The 16,224-nt window shown below is 55.0% G+C and carries 9 protein-coding genes; all 9 read right to left on the bottom strand.

What is annotated here, in order from left to right:
* Nucleotides 1-38: 38 nt before the first annotated feature.
* Nucleotides 39-1,067, bottom strand: a complete 1,029-nt coding sequence (locus J8E65_RS12095; protein ID WP_210376414.1) for a FecR domain-containing protein — start codon at nt 1,065-1,067, stop codon at nt 39-41.
* 94 nt (nt 1,068-1,161) lie between these two features.
* Nucleotides 1,162-1,725: an RNA polymerase sigma-70 factor gene (locus J8E65_RS12090; RefSeq protein WP_210376413.1), complete on the bottom strand. Its 564-nt coding sequence runs from the start codon at nt 1,723-1,725 to the stop codon at nt 1,162-1,164.
* 5 nt (nt 1,726-1,730) lie between these two features.
* Nucleotides 1,731-3,518, bottom strand: a complete 1,788-nt coding sequence (locus tag J8E65_RS12085) for a peptidylprolyl isomerase (protein WP_210376412.1) — start codon at nt 3,516-3,518, stop codon at nt 1,731-1,733.
* 4 nt (nt 3,519-3,522) lie between these two features.
* On the bottom strand, nt 3,523-5,118 hold the full coding sequence (locus tag J8E65_RS12080) for an endo-1,4-beta-xylanase (protein WP_210376411.1): 1,596 nt from the start codon (nt 5,116-5,118) through the stop codon (nt 3,523-3,525).
* 7 nt (nt 5,119-5,125) lie between these two features.
* On the bottom strand, nt 5,126-5,950 hold the full coding sequence (locus tag J8E65_RS12075) for a GH12 family glycosyl hydrolase domain-containing protein (RefSeq protein ID WP_210376410.1): 825 nt from the start codon (nt 5,948-5,950) through the stop codon (nt 5,126-5,128).
* A 78-nt stretch (nt 5,951-6,028) separates the two neighbouring features.
* On the bottom strand, nt 6,029-8,734 hold the full coding sequence (locus tag J8E65_RS12070) for a sugar-binding protein (RefSeq protein ID WP_210376409.1): 2,706 nt from the start codon (nt 8,732-8,734) through the stop codon (nt 6,029-6,031).
* A gap of 48 nt (nt 8,735-8,782) precedes the next feature.
* On the bottom strand, nt 8,783-9,811 hold the full coding sequence (locus J8E65_RS12065) for a PorV/PorQ family protein (RefSeq protein WP_210376408.1): 1,029 nt from the start codon (nt 9,809-9,811) through the stop codon (nt 8,783-8,785).
* 32 nt (nt 9,812-9,843) lie between these two features.
* Nucleotides 9,844-13,287, bottom strand: coding sequence for a fibronectin type III domain-containing protein (locus J8E65_RS12060; RefSeq protein WP_210376407.1), 3,444 nt, complete (start codon nt 13,285-13,287; stop codon nt 9,844-9,846).
* Nucleotides 13,288-13,313: 26 nt separating this feature from the next.
* The gene (locus J8E65_RS12055) at nt 13,314-16,082 is read right to left on the bottom strand and encodes a TonB-dependent receptor (protein WP_210376406.1); all 2,769 of its coding nucleotides are present in this window, start codon (nt 16,080-16,082) and stop codon (nt 13,314-13,316) included.
* Nucleotides 16,083-16,224: the final 142 nt, after the last annotated feature.

Genomic DNA, 16,224 nt, shown 5'->3' with positions numbered 1-16,224 from the left:
TAGTTAACGTTCAAGTCAATAAGACCAAAACGGGATTTTCAGGAATCAGGAGTCGGGCGCCAAACAATCCGGCGCGGGTTGCGCGCATCACGTACAGTTTCCAGCTTCATGGTGGCTGCAATGATTTGCAGTACCTGGTAAGCTGGAGCTTCTTCGAACGTGGCAGTCAACTGCCGATCTCCCAACGAAGGCTCTGCCAGCTCAATTTCCAAGTCGTAGAAGCGCTTTAGGACTTGCACCACTTCGCGCAAGGGGGTTCGTGCAAAAACCAGCCGACCTTCTGTCCATCCCACGTAGGCTTCTAGGTTTGCAGGTCGCTCTACCTGAAGCTGTCCTTGCCCGACGACACGCGCCAGCTGGCCCGCCTCGAGTAAAACAGACAACATGCCTGGGGCCGTATCTGGCCGCACCTGTACTTTACCCTGGCGCACCGCTACGTAGACCTGACTTTCATCGGCATAGGCCCGCACGCCAAAGGCTGTTCCTAGCACGTGCACAGCTAGCCGCGACGTGTGCACCACAAACGGATGCGCCGAGTCGGAAGCCACTTCAAAGAATGCCTCTCCTACGAGGGCCACGTCGCGTGCCTTTTGACCGTAGGCAGCTGCAACTTCTAAGCGAGACTCAGGAGCAAGCAAAATGCGCGTGCCGTCCACCAGCTGAATTGTTGCCCGCTGACCCCGCTGTGTTGTAAACACCCGCGCTGTCTCGACTTCCGCTTTACCTGTATCCTTGGATGGCCAGAGTTCGGCATAAAGCAGCGCAAGCCCTAAAGCCACTGCTAGTACTGCAAGCACCCGCACACTCCATGGCTGGCGCCGGCGTATCGGCTGTGGCGCTCGGTCGTGCGCTGCGGTAAGCTGCACTTTGACGCGTTGCCAAGCCGCTTCAACCGACACCGGCCTGTGCGCCTGCCCCATGAGTATCCATGTTTCCTTCAGCTCTTCCAGCAGCTGGCGATGTGCAGGGTCTGCATTAGCCCAAGCCTCGACGGCCGCTCGCTCCACTTCTGAGCAATTGCCCGACACGTATCTGGCCAAGAGCTCCCAATCGATTGCTTCGTGCATGAAACCGTTTTCTGCGCAGGCTAAACCCTCTAGGGTCTCTCATCCAGAAGATCCGCAAACCCTTACCCTACCCTGACAGACGGGCGGTCCCAACTCAAAATGAGACGTTCAGCAGCGTTTTTAGGCGTTCACGCAGCTGGCGCAACGCCCGCCCCATCTGCGTTTCGACGGTTTTAATCGAGATGCCTAAAGCTTGGGCAATTTCTGCATATGAAAGGCCGTGATCCCGGGAGAGGGAAAAGATCAGCCGCCGCTGCTGGGGCAGCTCGCTTACCAGGCGCTCGATTAGCCCAGCCAGTTCATTTCCAAGCAGTTGGAGATCTGGATCCAATGACTCGGCAGTCAGTGTCTCGGCTGCTTCTAGGGACGCAGCCATCGGGCGACGTTGGCAGTACTTGACTGCTTCATTACGCACTGCGCCGTACAGGTAGGCAGCTACCGAGGCTTGTGGTACCCACAGGGTACGTCGTTGCCAAAGATTGACAAACACCTTCTGGACGATTTCCTCTGCTTCTGGGAACGCTCCCACAATACGTGCGGCAAAATGCACTAGTGGCGCATAATACAGCCGAAATAGCTGCTCAAAAGCAACGGCGTCGCCTTGGCGAACGCGCGCAGCCAGCTGCTGCTGTTCGAAGGCAGAGAGCCTAGGGGTCATGGTGTTTAAGGCAGTTCGCGGCGGCGCAACGGTTCTTGAGGCAGGGCCATTTGGCGCAGCACCGTCTCGCGTCGGGCCTGGCCTGTTGCTATCGATGGAATCCAAGGCCCCGGCATTTTTAAAGCTTGCATCATTTGGACAAACAGGGTGGTATCCACCTCCAGCTGGGCCTTTGGATAGAGCGAAGCCAAGAGCTGCATTTCGGGCAGCAGGCGGGAAAGTTGGGCCCGCAGCGTATCGGCTACTTCTTCCAGTTCCGTATAGACCAACTTGCGATCGTGCACGTAGAGCACATAGCAGGAATCTATTTGCACGCACAACACCATGGGTTGGTGCAGCAAAGCCTTACGGACGTAAGCCGAGAGCACGTCACGCCCCAGCGGTCCTTGATGGGCAAGGTAAGTAGCATCGGCAGGCGGATGAATCCGACCCGCTGCAATGTCGTCGCGAAGCTGGCGAGCGCGGGCAGCGGATCCGGCATAGATCGTCCAGTAGGTAGCTTCTGCGGTCTTGAGTCGCCGATACCCTAAGTGTTCAAAAGCCTCATGCAGCTGCGCTTCGGTAGGTTCAGTGCGCTCATATGCTTCCAAATGCCGGCGCATTAGATCTCCAAGGTAGGCATTGGCCATAAAGCGCACCGTTTCGAGCACGCGAGGGTCTTGGTCCAGCCCTTCAGCAAAACCCAGCTCAGCCAGCACTTCGTTACGTAGCGCACGACCTACGGAAGCCATGGTCCGGTAGCGCACTTCCCGATAAGGCAACACCGGCAACCAGCGATAGTAGTCGCCGGCAGTAAACGTGCGCGGTACTCCGTTAAGCGTATAGGTCAGCAAAACCGTTTCGGGGGTAAGCTGCTCCTCTACAGCGGAAACCTCTTCGGGAGCTAGGGTCACCTCAGGGGGCGGCATGACCGATGGCTTGAGCGCTTGCTGAACGGCATCCACCAGCAGACGCGCGGCCTTTTCATTGACCTGCACCTGGAGACTTTCCATGAGTTGCCGTATAAAACGATCGGCACCCAAGCGCAGCTGCCGCAAACGCAGGTGTTTTTCAAGTCCACGGCGGCGATACTGAAATTCCGATTCGGTGAGTATCGGGTTAAACAGCCGCTCTTCCACACGTAGAATATGCCACCCGTAGGCTGAGCGTACCGGTGGGGAAAATTGTCCCACCTGCAGTGTTTCGGCTGTTTCGGCTACGGCGTCATCCAGATCGCGATAGCGCACGTATCCTAGGAATCCAGCTAAAGAGTCAAACGCCTCCGTGTGAAAGATTTCATTTGCCAACTGCACAAAGTCTTCTCCGCGCTGCAGGCGTTCGTAAGCTTCTTGAGCCTGTTGGGGATTGCGGAAAAACAGGTGCCGCAGCGCTACGGTTTCTTTGCTGCGGCGATAAGCCTCGCGCAGTTCAATTTCAGTTGGTGCAGGCAGCGAATCGGAAAAATGCTTTTCTACGTAGCGTGCCCCGACAGCCAACCGGATTTGCCGGTCTACAAAGGCTTGAAACTCAGGACGCGCCTCAAAGGCGCGGCGCCGCGCCTCGTCGGCCAGCAGGTACGTATCGAGTATCCAGTCTAAGTGTCGCCAGCGATTGGCCGGCGTATCGTTTCTGCCAGAGCGAATGAGGTATTCGACATAGGATTTGTTAAAACGCCCAACGGTTAGCTCGTGGCCGTTGACACGCGCCAGCACAAGTGTATCGGCCGGCGGCTCAACCGGCTGTGCCGGCAAAGGTGCCGCTATCCCCATCCACCCTAGCGCAATCCCGACCACCAGCTGCCTTACCCGTGGCATACGCTTATTGGATCTTGACCATTCTACCCGTGTGCAACAGATCACCTGCTTGGAGTCGGTACAGATAAAGTCCTGCAGGCCAGTGGGAAGCCTCGACCCATTCAGTATGCCAACCAGCTACGCGATGCTTTTGCACGGCGTAGACCTGTCGGCCCAGCACATCATACACTGCCAGTTCAACATCGGCCGGCCGCCCTAACCAGTAGCGCAGCGCCGTTCCTTCGACAAAGGGGTCTGGTCCAAACCCTTGCACGCGCAACACGTCTTCTGTAGGCTTTTCACCCACCTTAACACTACTGACCACCACCTCTAGCGTGGTTGTATCCTGCGGGCTTTCGAGGCGCAGGGACTTGGTCACTGAAACCTCCCCCACCTGCACTTCCACAACGTAATCCCCTAAAAATCCGCGTACAGACCAGCTACCATCTGGACCGGTTACCCCCGTAGTATCGGTCCACCAGCGCCGAAAGACCAGATCAAGGAACACCTGTCCCGAAGGCTTGAGACTCCAGTCGGCCCGAAACAGCGGCGCATTGTCACGCCAGTGTGCTCCGCTCCAGAAACCCCACATGACGAAGCTCTCCACAGCGGGATGACTAAAGACCATGGTCAAAAAGTCCCGCATAAAGTTGGCTTCGACTTCTTCCGAAACGCCGGTAACGTCGTATTCTGTGATGGCCAAAGGCAATCCAAAAACTGCCATTTCGTCTAGGGCTGCCTTGACCTCACTCATGCTTGGCAGTGGTGCCGAAATATGCCCCTGAATGCCGATCCCTTCGATAGGCGCTCCTTTTGAGATTAGGCGTGCAATGATCCACTTGTAATAGTTGCGCGTAGGCTGCTCGTTGGCGTAGTTGTTGATAATGTTGTACTCGTTGATGTATAGACGGGCGGTCGAGTCTGCTGCCTTGGCCCACCTAAAGACATCCACATAGAAGTCTTCCCCACGCTCATATGAGCCCCAACCGTTAAACACATCGCGCAATGCGGTCAGGTGGGCTGGTTCGTTAAGAACATCCCAGTCCCGCAGTTTGCCCCGAATGTCCCGATGCCCAGCCAACGCCGCAATGTGATTGCGAACGCGATCGTAGATGTACTGTGGATTGTTGCGGTTTTGCTCAATATCACTGGGCATCCATTGCCAGTCAGGCCATAGCAGGTTGTGTCCTCGAATGCTGTAGCCTTTTGCGCGCAGCCAGTTGATGACGTCGATCTTTCGACGATTCGAAATAGGCCATTCCGACTCCCACGCAGGCCACTTCAATTCATTCTCTGGCGTAGCCATGTTGAATGTGCGGCCGTCGCCCGTCAGGTCTTCTAGCTTGGCCCGATAGGTGGGGTTGTATCCCGACCCCACGACCAGGCCAAAGCTGACAGCCGTACCAAATCCAAAAGCGTGACGCGTCATGCGAACGTGCACTTGGGCATTCGGTACGGGCCGTCCTTCAGGATCCCTCACCTGAACCCGCAGTGGCCCCTTACGGTACTGTTCAATACGCTGCTCTGCGGCCGCACGCCAAGCCTGCGCCTGCACTGGCAATGCACAAAACCAAAGGACAAGTAGGATGGCCCCTAATTGCTTAAATCTATGCATCGCCATTTTCGTCTTAGGGTCTAATGGTATAGCTTGTGTATTCAAATCTTCCATGTCCTTGTATAATTTCATTTCCACATTCAATGCCTACAATGTATAGGCTTGAACTAAACCAACCTCGATTTCTAGCATCATTAATAAAATCTCTCAAATTACCACCAATACTTAGCGTCCCAGATCTCCTAATATATGTGACCACCTGCCAACTATATCCTCCAGCGCTCATGGTACCTCTATATACATCCCATGTGGCACCCCATATGGTCACGGTTGTCTGCCAAGAGCCAATGGGCTGCTGATTTTGTCTCCAGGGCCACACCATAATTTCACCATTAGGACCACTGGGATTTGGGGAATTTGCTAACCATATATCCCACGAAAGATTCATAATTTCTGTATAAGTCCCATTATTATAATGGGTACCACTTATCGAAGAGTAAAACGCTTTGTTATCTGAGATCCTGGCAGGTAGCCCAAAAGCTCCCTGTGAGGTCATCCATCCTCCTGGATTTCCAAAATGCCAACCCACAATAAACGTAGGATATCCTTTTACGTAACTAGTATTTCCTGCCCATTTGTAATCAAATTGAATCTTATTATCGTCAGTTAATCTAATCACCTGATACTTATCAGAATTTGTTGCATAATCTCTACCCCATTGGTTATTTAAAACTACTATTCCATTCCAGGTAAAATATTGACCATGGGAGTAGTATTCTATCTTTGAAGCAGTTATTTCTTCTTGTTGAACTTCGACTAAAGCCTCAGGCGAAGTGGAGCAGCCTATTAAAAGGGCGCTTGCGCTTAGAGCATGCCAGAGAAGTTTTTTGCTTTTCATAGTCTGCTCTAGGGTTTGGGGAACGTTAGAACTCTGGGGTGGGAAAGACCACGCTTTCCCACCCCAGAGATTCGCGATTTATCGGATAACCACCATTGAGCGGGTTTCGACGTGGCGACCGGCCTGCACCTGGTAGAAGTACACGCCTGCGGGCAGATTTAGGGCATCGAAGCGCACTTCGTAGGTGCCTGCTGCCTGCACGGCGTCGACCAGCTTTTGCACTTCTTGACCCAGGGCGTTAAAGACGCGCACCACGACACGCTCGGTGCGAGGCAGGTCATACCGGATGCGTGTCGTGCGGGCAAATGGATTCGGGTAGTTGGTATAGACCCGAAATGCCTCTGGCGTGGCTCCTGCCACGGGGCGTACCACGTTGACGGCAAAGCGGTCGCCAATCCAGGTATAGAACCAGTACAGTGGCGACTGCCACGAATTGTCGTCATTGTCTGGTGAATAGGTCAAGATGCCCTCACGGGCTTGACCGCCGACGTCGTTGTCCATAATCACAAGGTCCAGCGGCACGCGCATGCCGTTTCTAGGCACAAAGATGCCTGCGGTCTCAAAGGCGTGGGCATCGAACCGAATCCGAGCCTCAAACGCATAGCCTTTATCCGTAGGCACCCAGGCGTAGTCCTCGGTACCTGCTTGAATTTGCGGACCACCATCCCGGAAGAATACCTGCTTATAGAAGTAGAACTTGTAGTCTGGCTCAGCACCGCTTTGGAAACGGTCGTGCTTTGGCCCGCGCCAGTCGTAGAGCCCGATGTAGAGCTCGGCACCGTCGTAGAGCCATCGGCTTGAGGTCACACCATCCGGCACGGGGAAGTATGCGTCGTCGGTCACATCAAAGGCCACATAGAGCGCTTCGTTATCTACGGCCAAATAGACATCGGCCGAGAGATCCCCTGGGCCGTTGATTTCAAATCCACGGGCTACGTGACCGTAGAAGGCACCGTCGGGCTCGAGATGAATCGGCGTGATGCCTGCCCATTCACTCAAGTCACCGTCGGCCACAAAGTTGGCCGGTGGGCTCATCGAAATGGTTGGCAGGCCTTTGGCGGTGTTGGTCACCGGGCTTGTGAGCACCGTGGGCTCCGACGTATTGCCTGCCTCGTCGGTAGCTGTGATGGCATAGTAATAGGTTACTTCTTGGTCGTTAATGGGATAGAAGAGCTTGTGCGTGTAAATCTGGGTATTTTCTGGAATATTGTGCGCTACGACCATGACGCCCGGCTGATTGACCGAGTCGATGGGGGCTTCGCTAAAGTAAATGGTGTAGGTCTCTCGGCTTTCTCCTGGCACGTCTTGCCAGCTAATCAGGTTTTCATAAGGTGCCAAAGCCAGCACTTCGAAGCCCGTCACTGCAGCCGGGGGTTCAAAGTCAGTTTGCCGCTCGCCATAGCTAGAAAGGCGATCAAAGAGGATCCGTCCACTTGAAGTGGCCCCCTGGGCAATCTGAATCTGCACCTGCCAGCCGCCAATCTTGTCCAAATTGAGTGTTTCGTCGCCTTTATAGCTTATCCAGCTTGGAATGGCAAACCCGCTCAACGGAACCAGTAGCCGACGCCACACGCCTGTTGTGTCGCCCAGTACGGTGGCAATCCCGCTATAGTGCCACTCTTCTTTTTGGCCTGTGCTGTAGTCGAAAAGCTTAATGTTCAATCGAACGGCCGATGGATCGCTGGCGGGCTCAAGCACTTTATAGAACAAGCTCAGGTGCGTGCGTGCTGTCATGTCGGGGAAAAACTGCCCTGCCGGCAACTCATACTGCACATCGACACTGTCACCCCAGCTCAGGTCTCCTACCAAATTATAAGCCAACTCAATAGCACCTGTGCCTTGGATGGTATCGGTGCTCGCTGTCAGGGTGTAGCTCCCTGCATTGCTGTTTTTCCAGTGACTTAGTGCACTGGTGTTGTCGAAGTCGCCTAAGAGCTCATAGCGCACGCCGGAGACCCAAAGTTCATCAAACGCAATGGTGCCAAAAATGGTACTGTCTCGCTGAGCACCAGCTTGCGGACCAGTAAATTCAATCGTAAGCGCTGCAATTTTATCGAGATCCAGTTTGCCATTCCCTAGCAATCCACTCCAGCAGCCTGATTGCTGCAGCGGATTGCCTCCAGCCTGGCATCCTGGCCGCGAAAATCCACCCGCGGGAACAGTAGATCCCGGAAGACCCAGATCGGTTAGCGGTACCGTCCATACTTTCCACTGACCGGAGGCATCGTCGTAGACATCCCGGGACTCGGTATACCAGTCTTCTGTTTCTGAGCTGGGCGAGGTACCTACGCCAAGGCTGGCGTCGTGCAGCTTAATGCGGATGGTGGCATCCGGATGATTGGCAGGCACGAGCGTCTTATAGCGCAGGTGAATATGGGTGAAATCTGAAATGTCCCAAAGGGAAGCTGCTGCAAAAAACGAGTCGGGCTGTGGAGCACTGGGGCTACTTACCTCAGGGTCTGGACGGATATAAAGTAGTCCGTTGGAGCCGCCCCAGGACTGGTCGGTGAAGAGGGACCAGTCAACCCAAAGCGCTTTCCCTAAAGCGCCATCTTCATACTCTGAAAACACAAAATATTCTCGGCCTTCCGGATAGGTGATCGTATCCGGGGATCCATACCGTACGGGAGCTCCATAAGAGCTCCACAGGTTGAGGAAATCATCCAGTGAGTTAAACGTAAAAATGTGCGGTACCGGGGGAATAGGCTGTGCGGGAGCGCGAACGGCCCAGCTTAGGGCCAGCATGACTCCCAGCCATGTACCGGTGGTAGCGAGGCGCTTCATAGGACCTCCTCTGGTTTTAGGTTTTAGGGTTGTTGGTTTTTTCTTGGCTCAGAAATACAGGCGAAGGTCCAGCATAGTCACATTGCCAAGCAGCGCAAAAGGGATATAGCCGATGTCGGCTCCAAAGCGCACAGCACCTAAGCGCATATCCAAACCGCCGCCCAGCGTCCAATGCGCATAAGCATTTTTGAGGGGTAAGTCTTTATAGCCTGCGCGCAGGTCGAGATTCACATTGCCCAGCAAAAAGCGCAGTTCAGCACCAAAGTCGGCGTTTAGGTTATTGTCGGTGGGTTGGTGAGCGTCGGCGTAGAGCGACATGTGCACCTGGTCGGCGCGGAACATGGGCCAGGCTACGCCAAACTTGAACGACAGGGGCAAGTCCCAGCTTGACGTCTCCAGTTGCGCAGGAAGCGCGTTATTGCTGCCGCTATGGGTGGGGTCGATGTCGACAAACACGCGGGTGTTTACGCCGCGCATTTGCATCTCACTCCCAAAGTTCATGATCGAGGCGGCCAGGCGCAGCCCGTTCAGGTATTGGGTTTCTAGAATGAATCCAATATCGAGGGCAATAGCATGCGCACTCATATCGTAGATTTGTTGCCGAACGTATTTAACCGTGCCCCCGATGTAGAATGTATTGGTCAGCGGCTGGGCATAGCTCAACCCTACGACCAGGTCTGTGGCCCCGAACGTTTCGCCTGTGCCTTGGGGAAGGTCGACCGTGCGCACTTCCATGCGGCCGTAGTCAACCTGTCCCAGGGACAATCCCACAGCTCCGGCAGCAAAAGCCGGCACCACAACGCCCACGGCATTGTAGTTGATGTCCGCTAGCCAACGGGTGTGGGTAAAAAAAACGCTTCCGCGGTTTTCATCGTCGAGGCGCGCTGCCCCCGCGGGATTCCAGAAGAGCGCGTCCCCACCTGTAGCTACTGCTGTATAGGCATGGCCTAAAGCGCTCCCTCTGGCACCAGTACCTAACACCAGAAACGGCGCAGCGGTTGTCCCTACCCGGCTCTGCGCCTTTGCCTGAAAGTGCTGCCCCACCCCGCTTATCAGCAGGCTTAGCAGCAGGCACATCCTAAGATGTTGTAGCCTACGCATGCGTCTTTTCACTTAACAATCGCAAACTTGCCGACTTTTTCGCCAATCCCTGGGGCCTCAACGTGATAGATGTAGACACCGTAAGCGACTTCCTGCCCATCTTCAGTAAGGAGGTCCCACCAGGCTGCCCCATCTCCATTTACCCCTTGATGTTCTAGCTTACGCACCAGCTCACCCCGCATATTGAAGATGCGGATGGTGCAGCGCTCGGGAAGGTGGATAAACTGGATGCGACGCGGCCCTCGGCCTTGAACCTGCGTGCGCGGTTCCCACTCGGCTGCTGCAATGTACGGGTTGGGCACAACGGCAATTTTTTCCAGCTCCTTACGGGCCAGGTCGGTATCCACATATCCCGGCCGCATGGTGAACTGGAAGTAGTCGTTTCGGGAAAAAGGCCGGAAGGTCGAGATGCGGATCCGGTTACCTGGGGATGGCGCAATGCTTTCGCCAGCTACCGAGAACGTGAGCACATAACGGAAACGATGCACGCCGGCACGCAAGTCGGCTACGACTAGGGCATCTCCTGGGAGATCGACCTGGCCATTGCTGTTTAAGTCACGTACCAGGAGGTCGCAGCTCTGGCCTGTAGACAGATTACGGCACCAGAAGGGGATATAAGCGCCGCGTAGATGTCCTGGATAAGGCCGGGTAGGCGTGCGATAAAGCGAATCGGCATACCAGATTTCGTACTCGTAGTAGGCAGGGGCCGAAAAGTTGCTTCCCTGATCCTCTTCGATCGAGACCACCCAGTTGGTCTGGTAGCCGGCAAGCTGGCGCGGATTCCGCCGAAAGACGGTTTGTCCTGTTTCGGGATCTTGCCCGACCCACCCCGTCTGGTTCCAGTTGACGGCCCGGGCATCGTTGTAAATGGTAATCACAAAACCATCCGCTGCTACCGTGGTTTGGGGCGATTCGATCAGGGGCGTGCGTGGGATCAGCACCTCGTTGGTAGTGGCATTGTACAGTGCAAAGTGGGTTGTGCGGTAAACGTCGCCGAAACCTTCGGTCGTATCGGCGAACGTTAGCCGGTAAACCACATCGGGACGAATCGCCTCGCTGTTGACCACGGTGACCTCAATCCGACCTGTGCCTATGCCTTCGGTAGGCCGGCTGAGGTCTTCGTTTGTAGCGGCAGGCACGTAGCCAGCCGCGCGGGCACGTGGGGTTACAATGGCGACATTAGGCGAATGCCCGCGAATATTACCTGCCTGGTCTACATTGACACTAAAAACGTTCTCCTGGGGATCGATGGGTTCTGGGTTAGGATTCAGCTCATCGGGTTCAGGACGAAAGCCGTGATCATAAGCCACCAGGGCATAGTAATAGGTTTTGCCGTTAACCACATCCCGATCGATATAGCTAAACTGGAGTCCTGTATTGCTCCCTAGATCGTAAAACGCTGTGTTTTCCAACACAGGGACGGTGCCCGAATACTCGTTGATGAGATCCCACTGGGCAATGGGCTTATAGAAGGTGGGGACCCCATAGACATTGGTAATGACGCGGGCGTCCGAAAAGAGGGGGTCAGTGGCCTTGTAGAGTTTGAAACCCTCGAAATCGAATTGCTGTGTAAACCGGTCAAAGCTGCGCAATGCCAAGGTATCCCATGAGAGCACTACGTAGCCGTCGCCCGCTTCAGCCTTGAGCGTAGGCATCATCGGCGGCTGGGCAAACCGGTAATCGGCATCGTAGATCCGCTGGACGGTCTGGCGGTTTTTGAAGAAGTCCTGCTCGTCGACGCCAAAGATCCAGCCCAGGGAGAAAAAGTCGGTTTCATTGGAGCCCAGTTCGACGGGACCAGAGCTAAAGTTGAGGAAAGGCTCTACGTTGGCCACAAACTGGCGTGGCTCTTGCCCTAGTCGAAACTGGCTCTGGCGAATACGCGCCCACATCCACGAGTCATCCCGCAGGTTATCGCCTGCTTCGTAGAAAGGACGGGTACCCAAGTGGAAGCCGGTTAGCCCAATTTGGTCACTTTCGTCAACGTCCAGCTCGTCAAAGTTAGGCTCACCGATGGAGGGCTGGCCGTCACATTCGCCTTCGTCGGGTCCTGGATAGCCGATATCATAGGGACCCAGTCCATCGCGGCCCACGTCGTCGTTCAGCAGCTCCCCTTCGTCACACACGCCGTTTCTGTTGGCATCGTCAAAGCCTACCCAGTCTAGGTCCTCATCACCGGTCCACCAACGACCGGCTAAGTAGGCGCGACGGTTTTCGAGCGGTCCGTAGTGCCGTTCAAACAGGGTTATGTTGTAGTTTGCCTGGACGTAGGCCCGGATGTTGTCGCGTCCTTCAATCAGAAAGCCTGGTCCCCCAAAACGCTGCTCGTCGACAATTCCATCTTCGTCGTTATCCAGACCATCATGATCGTTCGCTGGGCTTTCGAGGAAGGCAAAACCGGTATAGCCTAGTTTGTAGGTACCACCGGTCATGTGCTGGCCAATGCCGTCGTGATCCCAACCGTAGGCTACGTCGAGCTGTGGGTTAAAGGCAGCGCTTTCGTCGGTTTCCTCGTTGCCCATGCCATAGTCGACAAACTGGGCAAAGTAAAGCCCTGTCTGGGGCTGACCTGGCACATCGGCGAGCACCTCACCGAAGTTGGTCTTTCCGAGATTGGTGATGCGGTAAATCATGAACATGACGTCCTCGGCGAGGATGTTGGCCCACTGTAACAGCCGCACGTTGACCTGCAGTCCGAGGCCGCCTTTGGTGGAGTCGTTCGGGTCTGGGTAATAGATACCGTATTGGCTATTGGGGCGACGCGTGCGTGGATCGATGAGGTACTCAGCATCCGACAGGTCATCCATCACATAGAAGCTCTCTTGGTCGGCATTGAAAACGCCTTTGCCAAACATGCCATTCCAGCGTCCTGGCCATCCCGGGTCATCTGCGATATGGAGTTTGTCGGGCCAAAAGGGTGGCCAAGAGCTGGGGTCGTCGCTGATCGCTGGCACGGGTTGGCGTTGGTTCGTGACGGGATCTCGCCGGAAGGGATTGTGGAAGCCCGGTAGCGGCAGCCAGCCCCAGACACGGCCATCGGCCGGGTTGACCTTGGTTCCGGCCTCGCGATAGCGAATGCTGACCGGGTTAAGCAGCGTGTCACGCGTGCCCGGTGGCCAGAAGTTGTACGGGGGTTGACTCCACTTAGCCCGCTCGCCACGTACTAAGCCCACAACCACAACAGCAATCCCGTCGATATGACGCCCACCAATCGTTTTAGGCCAAATGCCCCAAGGCATATCGTTCCAGCGGGCCATTTCGCCATGGTTGCGGTAGTTCGTCTCGATCAGGTTGCCATTCATAATCCCCCGAGCTACCGCATCTTCTCGGCCCCGGTACTCCGGCGGGATCGTACTCCCTTCCTGGGCTTGGACCCGAACCACCAAAAGCAATCCGGCCAGCATCCAGCTGGCAGTCTGCCCCAATCTTCTAAGGAAAAACTTCAGTTGCATACGACTGCAAAACGTGCCTTGCGCTGTCAGAAATCGTAACGAAGACCGAAGTAGACCCGTCGCGGCGCCGAAAACCAGCTCTGGCGGAAGAAATACTCATCGAGGCTATTTACTCCCCCAGGCCGCGTGCCCGTACGCTCGTACTGTGCTTTGGTCACGGACTCGTCGCCGCGCCCGGTATCCTCATAGACGCCATAGTGGATCATAGCGTCAAAGAGGTTATCCACCTGTAGAACCAGACTCAGCCGGTTCTCAAAAACCGGCGGTCGCAGGTACATGCGCAGATCGGTTGTAAAGCCGCTGGGCCGATCGGCGTTGTTTTTGATATAAGAGCGAATAAAGCGGCGGACGGTGGTGTAGGGCGTTCCCGTTTGGTAGCGACTAAAGACCGTTAGCGATAAGGCCGGGCTTGGACTTAGCGTGATGCTGGCATTGAGCACGTGCCGCCGATCCCAATCCAGTCGCACCAGCGACAAAATGGGTTCCTCACCACTCTGGAAGCGTTGGAAAGCTTCGTCGGGGTTGGACGAAGTCCCTTTGGCAAACTGAAGCGTATAGTCAATGTCCCACGTAACCGGTCCACCAGGACGCTGGTACAGGGAAAACGTAAAGCCGCGCGACACGCCCACATCCCGGTTGATGTAGCGCACAAAGTTGGCTGTAGTGCGCAAATCGCGCTGGATCTCGACCCCTGTTAGGTTACGGATGTCTTTGGAAAAGAGCGTCAGCTCCACGCCCAAATCCTCAGTCAGCCCTTGCTGCAACCCCACCTCAAAATGGAGTGTGCGCTCAGGATTCAGCGCTGGATTACCAAAATAGGTGCTGTTATCCTGTGGGTTGACCTCGTACTCAGGATTGGTGTAGAGAATGCTTAGCTGGGGAATCTGGAAAAACAATCCAGCCGAAAAACGGATCACCCCGGTTGCCGAAATGGGAAAGGCAATGCCCAGACGCGGGCTAATCTGATAGCGCACTGGCGCCTTTTTGCGGTTGTAGAGCGAATCCCCTGTAGACTGACCATTTTCGTCGATGACCGGGATATAGCGCTGGTTCGCCTGCGTCCAGTCCAGGGGAATCTCATAGTCGGGGTCGAAATAGTCGAAACGAATACCTGCATTGACGATCAGGTTCTTAAACTCCATCTTATCCTGGACGTAAGCTGCCAGCTCTAAGGGCCGCGTTTTAAGTGTATCCCGGCCATACGGGTCTGGTGAAGGCATCGGCAGCCAACCCGTACGCGAGCTTACTTCAATCCCGTAACTCCCGTTATGAATGATGTGCTGACGTACCGATATGCCCATTTTGACCTGATGTACACGGTTAAGCTGATTGGTGTAATCAGCCAGAAACGTGTGCGTCACCGTCAGGTCACTGGCATTAAACAGGTCGTTGCCTCCTACATCAAAGGCATTGCCCCCTTCGAGTGAGCTCAGGCGCGAAGACACGTAGCGCCGATCCAGAATACCTGTTTCTTTAAAGTCTTTGGGAATGTCGTAGAGGCGAGAGCCCCCAGCGTCACGCAAGTAGCTGTAGTTCAGATTGGCAAACGAGCGCGCATTAGGCGTCAGGCGCAGGCTAAAAAGATGAAGTTGACTGGTATTAAACCAGCGGTTGACGCCATCAGGCACGTATTTTTGCTGATGGGGAATGTTGCGCCCTGTGGCATCCTGCCATAACAGGTTGTATTCAAAACGCACACCTGGCCGGATCTCATAGGTCAAGGCCCCATTGACCGAATAGCGTTGCATGTACGAGGGCACAAAGCGCTGGTCTCCGCTCGAGACGATGATCCACGTTTCCGGATTGCCCGAACTCAGGTTTTGCGAAGAGTCTGAAGGCATAAACAGCCGCCGACCGATCACATGGCTCTCGCTGTAAAGATAGCGGCCCGTTACACGCACGCCCAGTTTATCCCGGAAAAGCGGTCCCCCTAAGGAAAGCTGCAGATCTTCCTGACCTGGAAAGCCTGCAGCTTTCGAGTACGGTACCATCTCCGACGTAAAGTCGTCGTAACGCAACCGATCGCCTGGAGGTGCTAAACGCTTGACATATTCTAGCTTGCGATTGCTGGCAATCCCCCCTATCTCCGCCGAAAACGAACCTGTCCAGCGCCTCGGAACCCCTTTCGTTACAATATTCACCACGCCCGACATGGCCTGACCATACTCCGCATTAAAGACCCCACTAATGACCTCCAGCGCTGAGACCATGTTTTTCTCCACCTCTAAGGCAGCACTGTTTGTATATGGGTTGTTGATCGGCACACCGTTAATCAAATAAGCCACCTCACCAAGACGGCCGCCGCGAAAGTGTCCGTCAACCACACCAGCCTGCTGGTTGATCACCTGACCAATATTGGTGACCGGTAGCGCCTGCAGCTCCTCTTCCCCCACAAACGCTGTGGTTGTCGTCCGGTCCATTTGCACAATAGGCCGTTCGGCTACCACCACCACTTCTTGGCCCTGAATGACTGTTTCTTGCATCCGCACATCGATTGTGGTGGTTTTGTCTACCTCCACCCGGACGTTTTGGACACGCACGTCGGCATAGCCCACAAACTTGAAAACCAGCGTATAGCTGCCAGGCTTAACGTTAATAATGACGTAGTAACCATCGGCTCCCGTTGTGGTCCCCTGCATCGTCTCCTCGATGTAGACCTGCACCCCTGGCAGCGGCTCGCCAGTAGCCGCATCGGTCACATAGCCTGCAATCTTACCCGTTGTGCCTGCTGTTGCCGCCAGGCACACCCAGCACCCCCATAACACAAACCCCACCATCTGCATAAAACCCTTCATGACCAAACTTTCCGGTTGGATTATCGCCGAAATCGCTTTCGAAAACCCCAATTTCACCCCCCAAAACCAATCGCCTACTTAACTAATGAATCGATTCAAAATTCATTTGGTACTCTAAGATAAAACAGTCCCCAGGATGTGT

Source organism: Rhodothermus bifroesti (assembly GCF_017908595.1).
In the GTDB taxonomy this organism is placed as follows: Bacteria; Bacteroidota; Rhodothermia; order Rhodothermales; family Rhodothermaceae; genus Rhodothermus; species Rhodothermus bifroesti.
Note: the sequence above shows the minus strand (reverse complement) of the source record. Positions and strands in the feature narration are given on the sequence as shown.

Bases quoted from the DNA above. Each gene is read 5' to 3' on its own strand.
- J8E65_RS12095 (WP_210376414.1), bottom strand. From the start codon at position 1,067: ATGCACGAAGCAATCGATTGGGAGCTCTTGGCCAGATACGTGTCGGGC.
- J8E65_RS12090 (WP_210376413.1), bottom strand. From the start codon at position 1,725: ATGACCCCTAGGCTCTCTGCCTTCGAACAGCAGCAGCTGGCTGCGCGC.
- J8E65_RS12085 (WP_210376412.1), bottom strand. From the start codon at position 3,518: ATGCCACGGGTAAGGCAGCTGGTGGTCGGGATTGCGCTAGGGTGGATG.
- J8E65_RS12080 (WP_210376411.1), bottom strand. From the start codon at position 5,118: ATGGCGATGCATAGATTTAAGCAATTAGGGGCCATCCTACTTGTCCTT.
- J8E65_RS12075 (WP_210376410.1), bottom strand. From the start codon at position 5,950: ATGAAAAGCAAAAAACTTCTCTGGCATGCTCTAAGCGCAAGCGCCCTT.
- J8E65_RS12070 (WP_210376409.1), bottom strand. From the start codon at position 8,734: ATGAAGCGCCTCGCTACCACCGGTACATGGCTGGGAGTCATGCTGGCC.
- J8E65_RS12065 (WP_210376408.1), bottom strand. From the start codon at position 9,811: ATGTGCCTGCTGCTAAGCCTGCTGATAAGCGGGGTGGGGCAGCACTTT.
- J8E65_RS12060 (WP_210376407.1), bottom strand. From the start codon at position 13,287: ATGCAACTGAAGTTTTTCCTTAGAAGATTGGGGCAGACTGCCAGCTGG.
- J8E65_RS12055 (WP_210376406.1), bottom strand. From the start codon at position 16,082: ATGAAGGGTTTTATGCAGATGGTGGGGTTTGTGTTATGGGGGTGCTGG.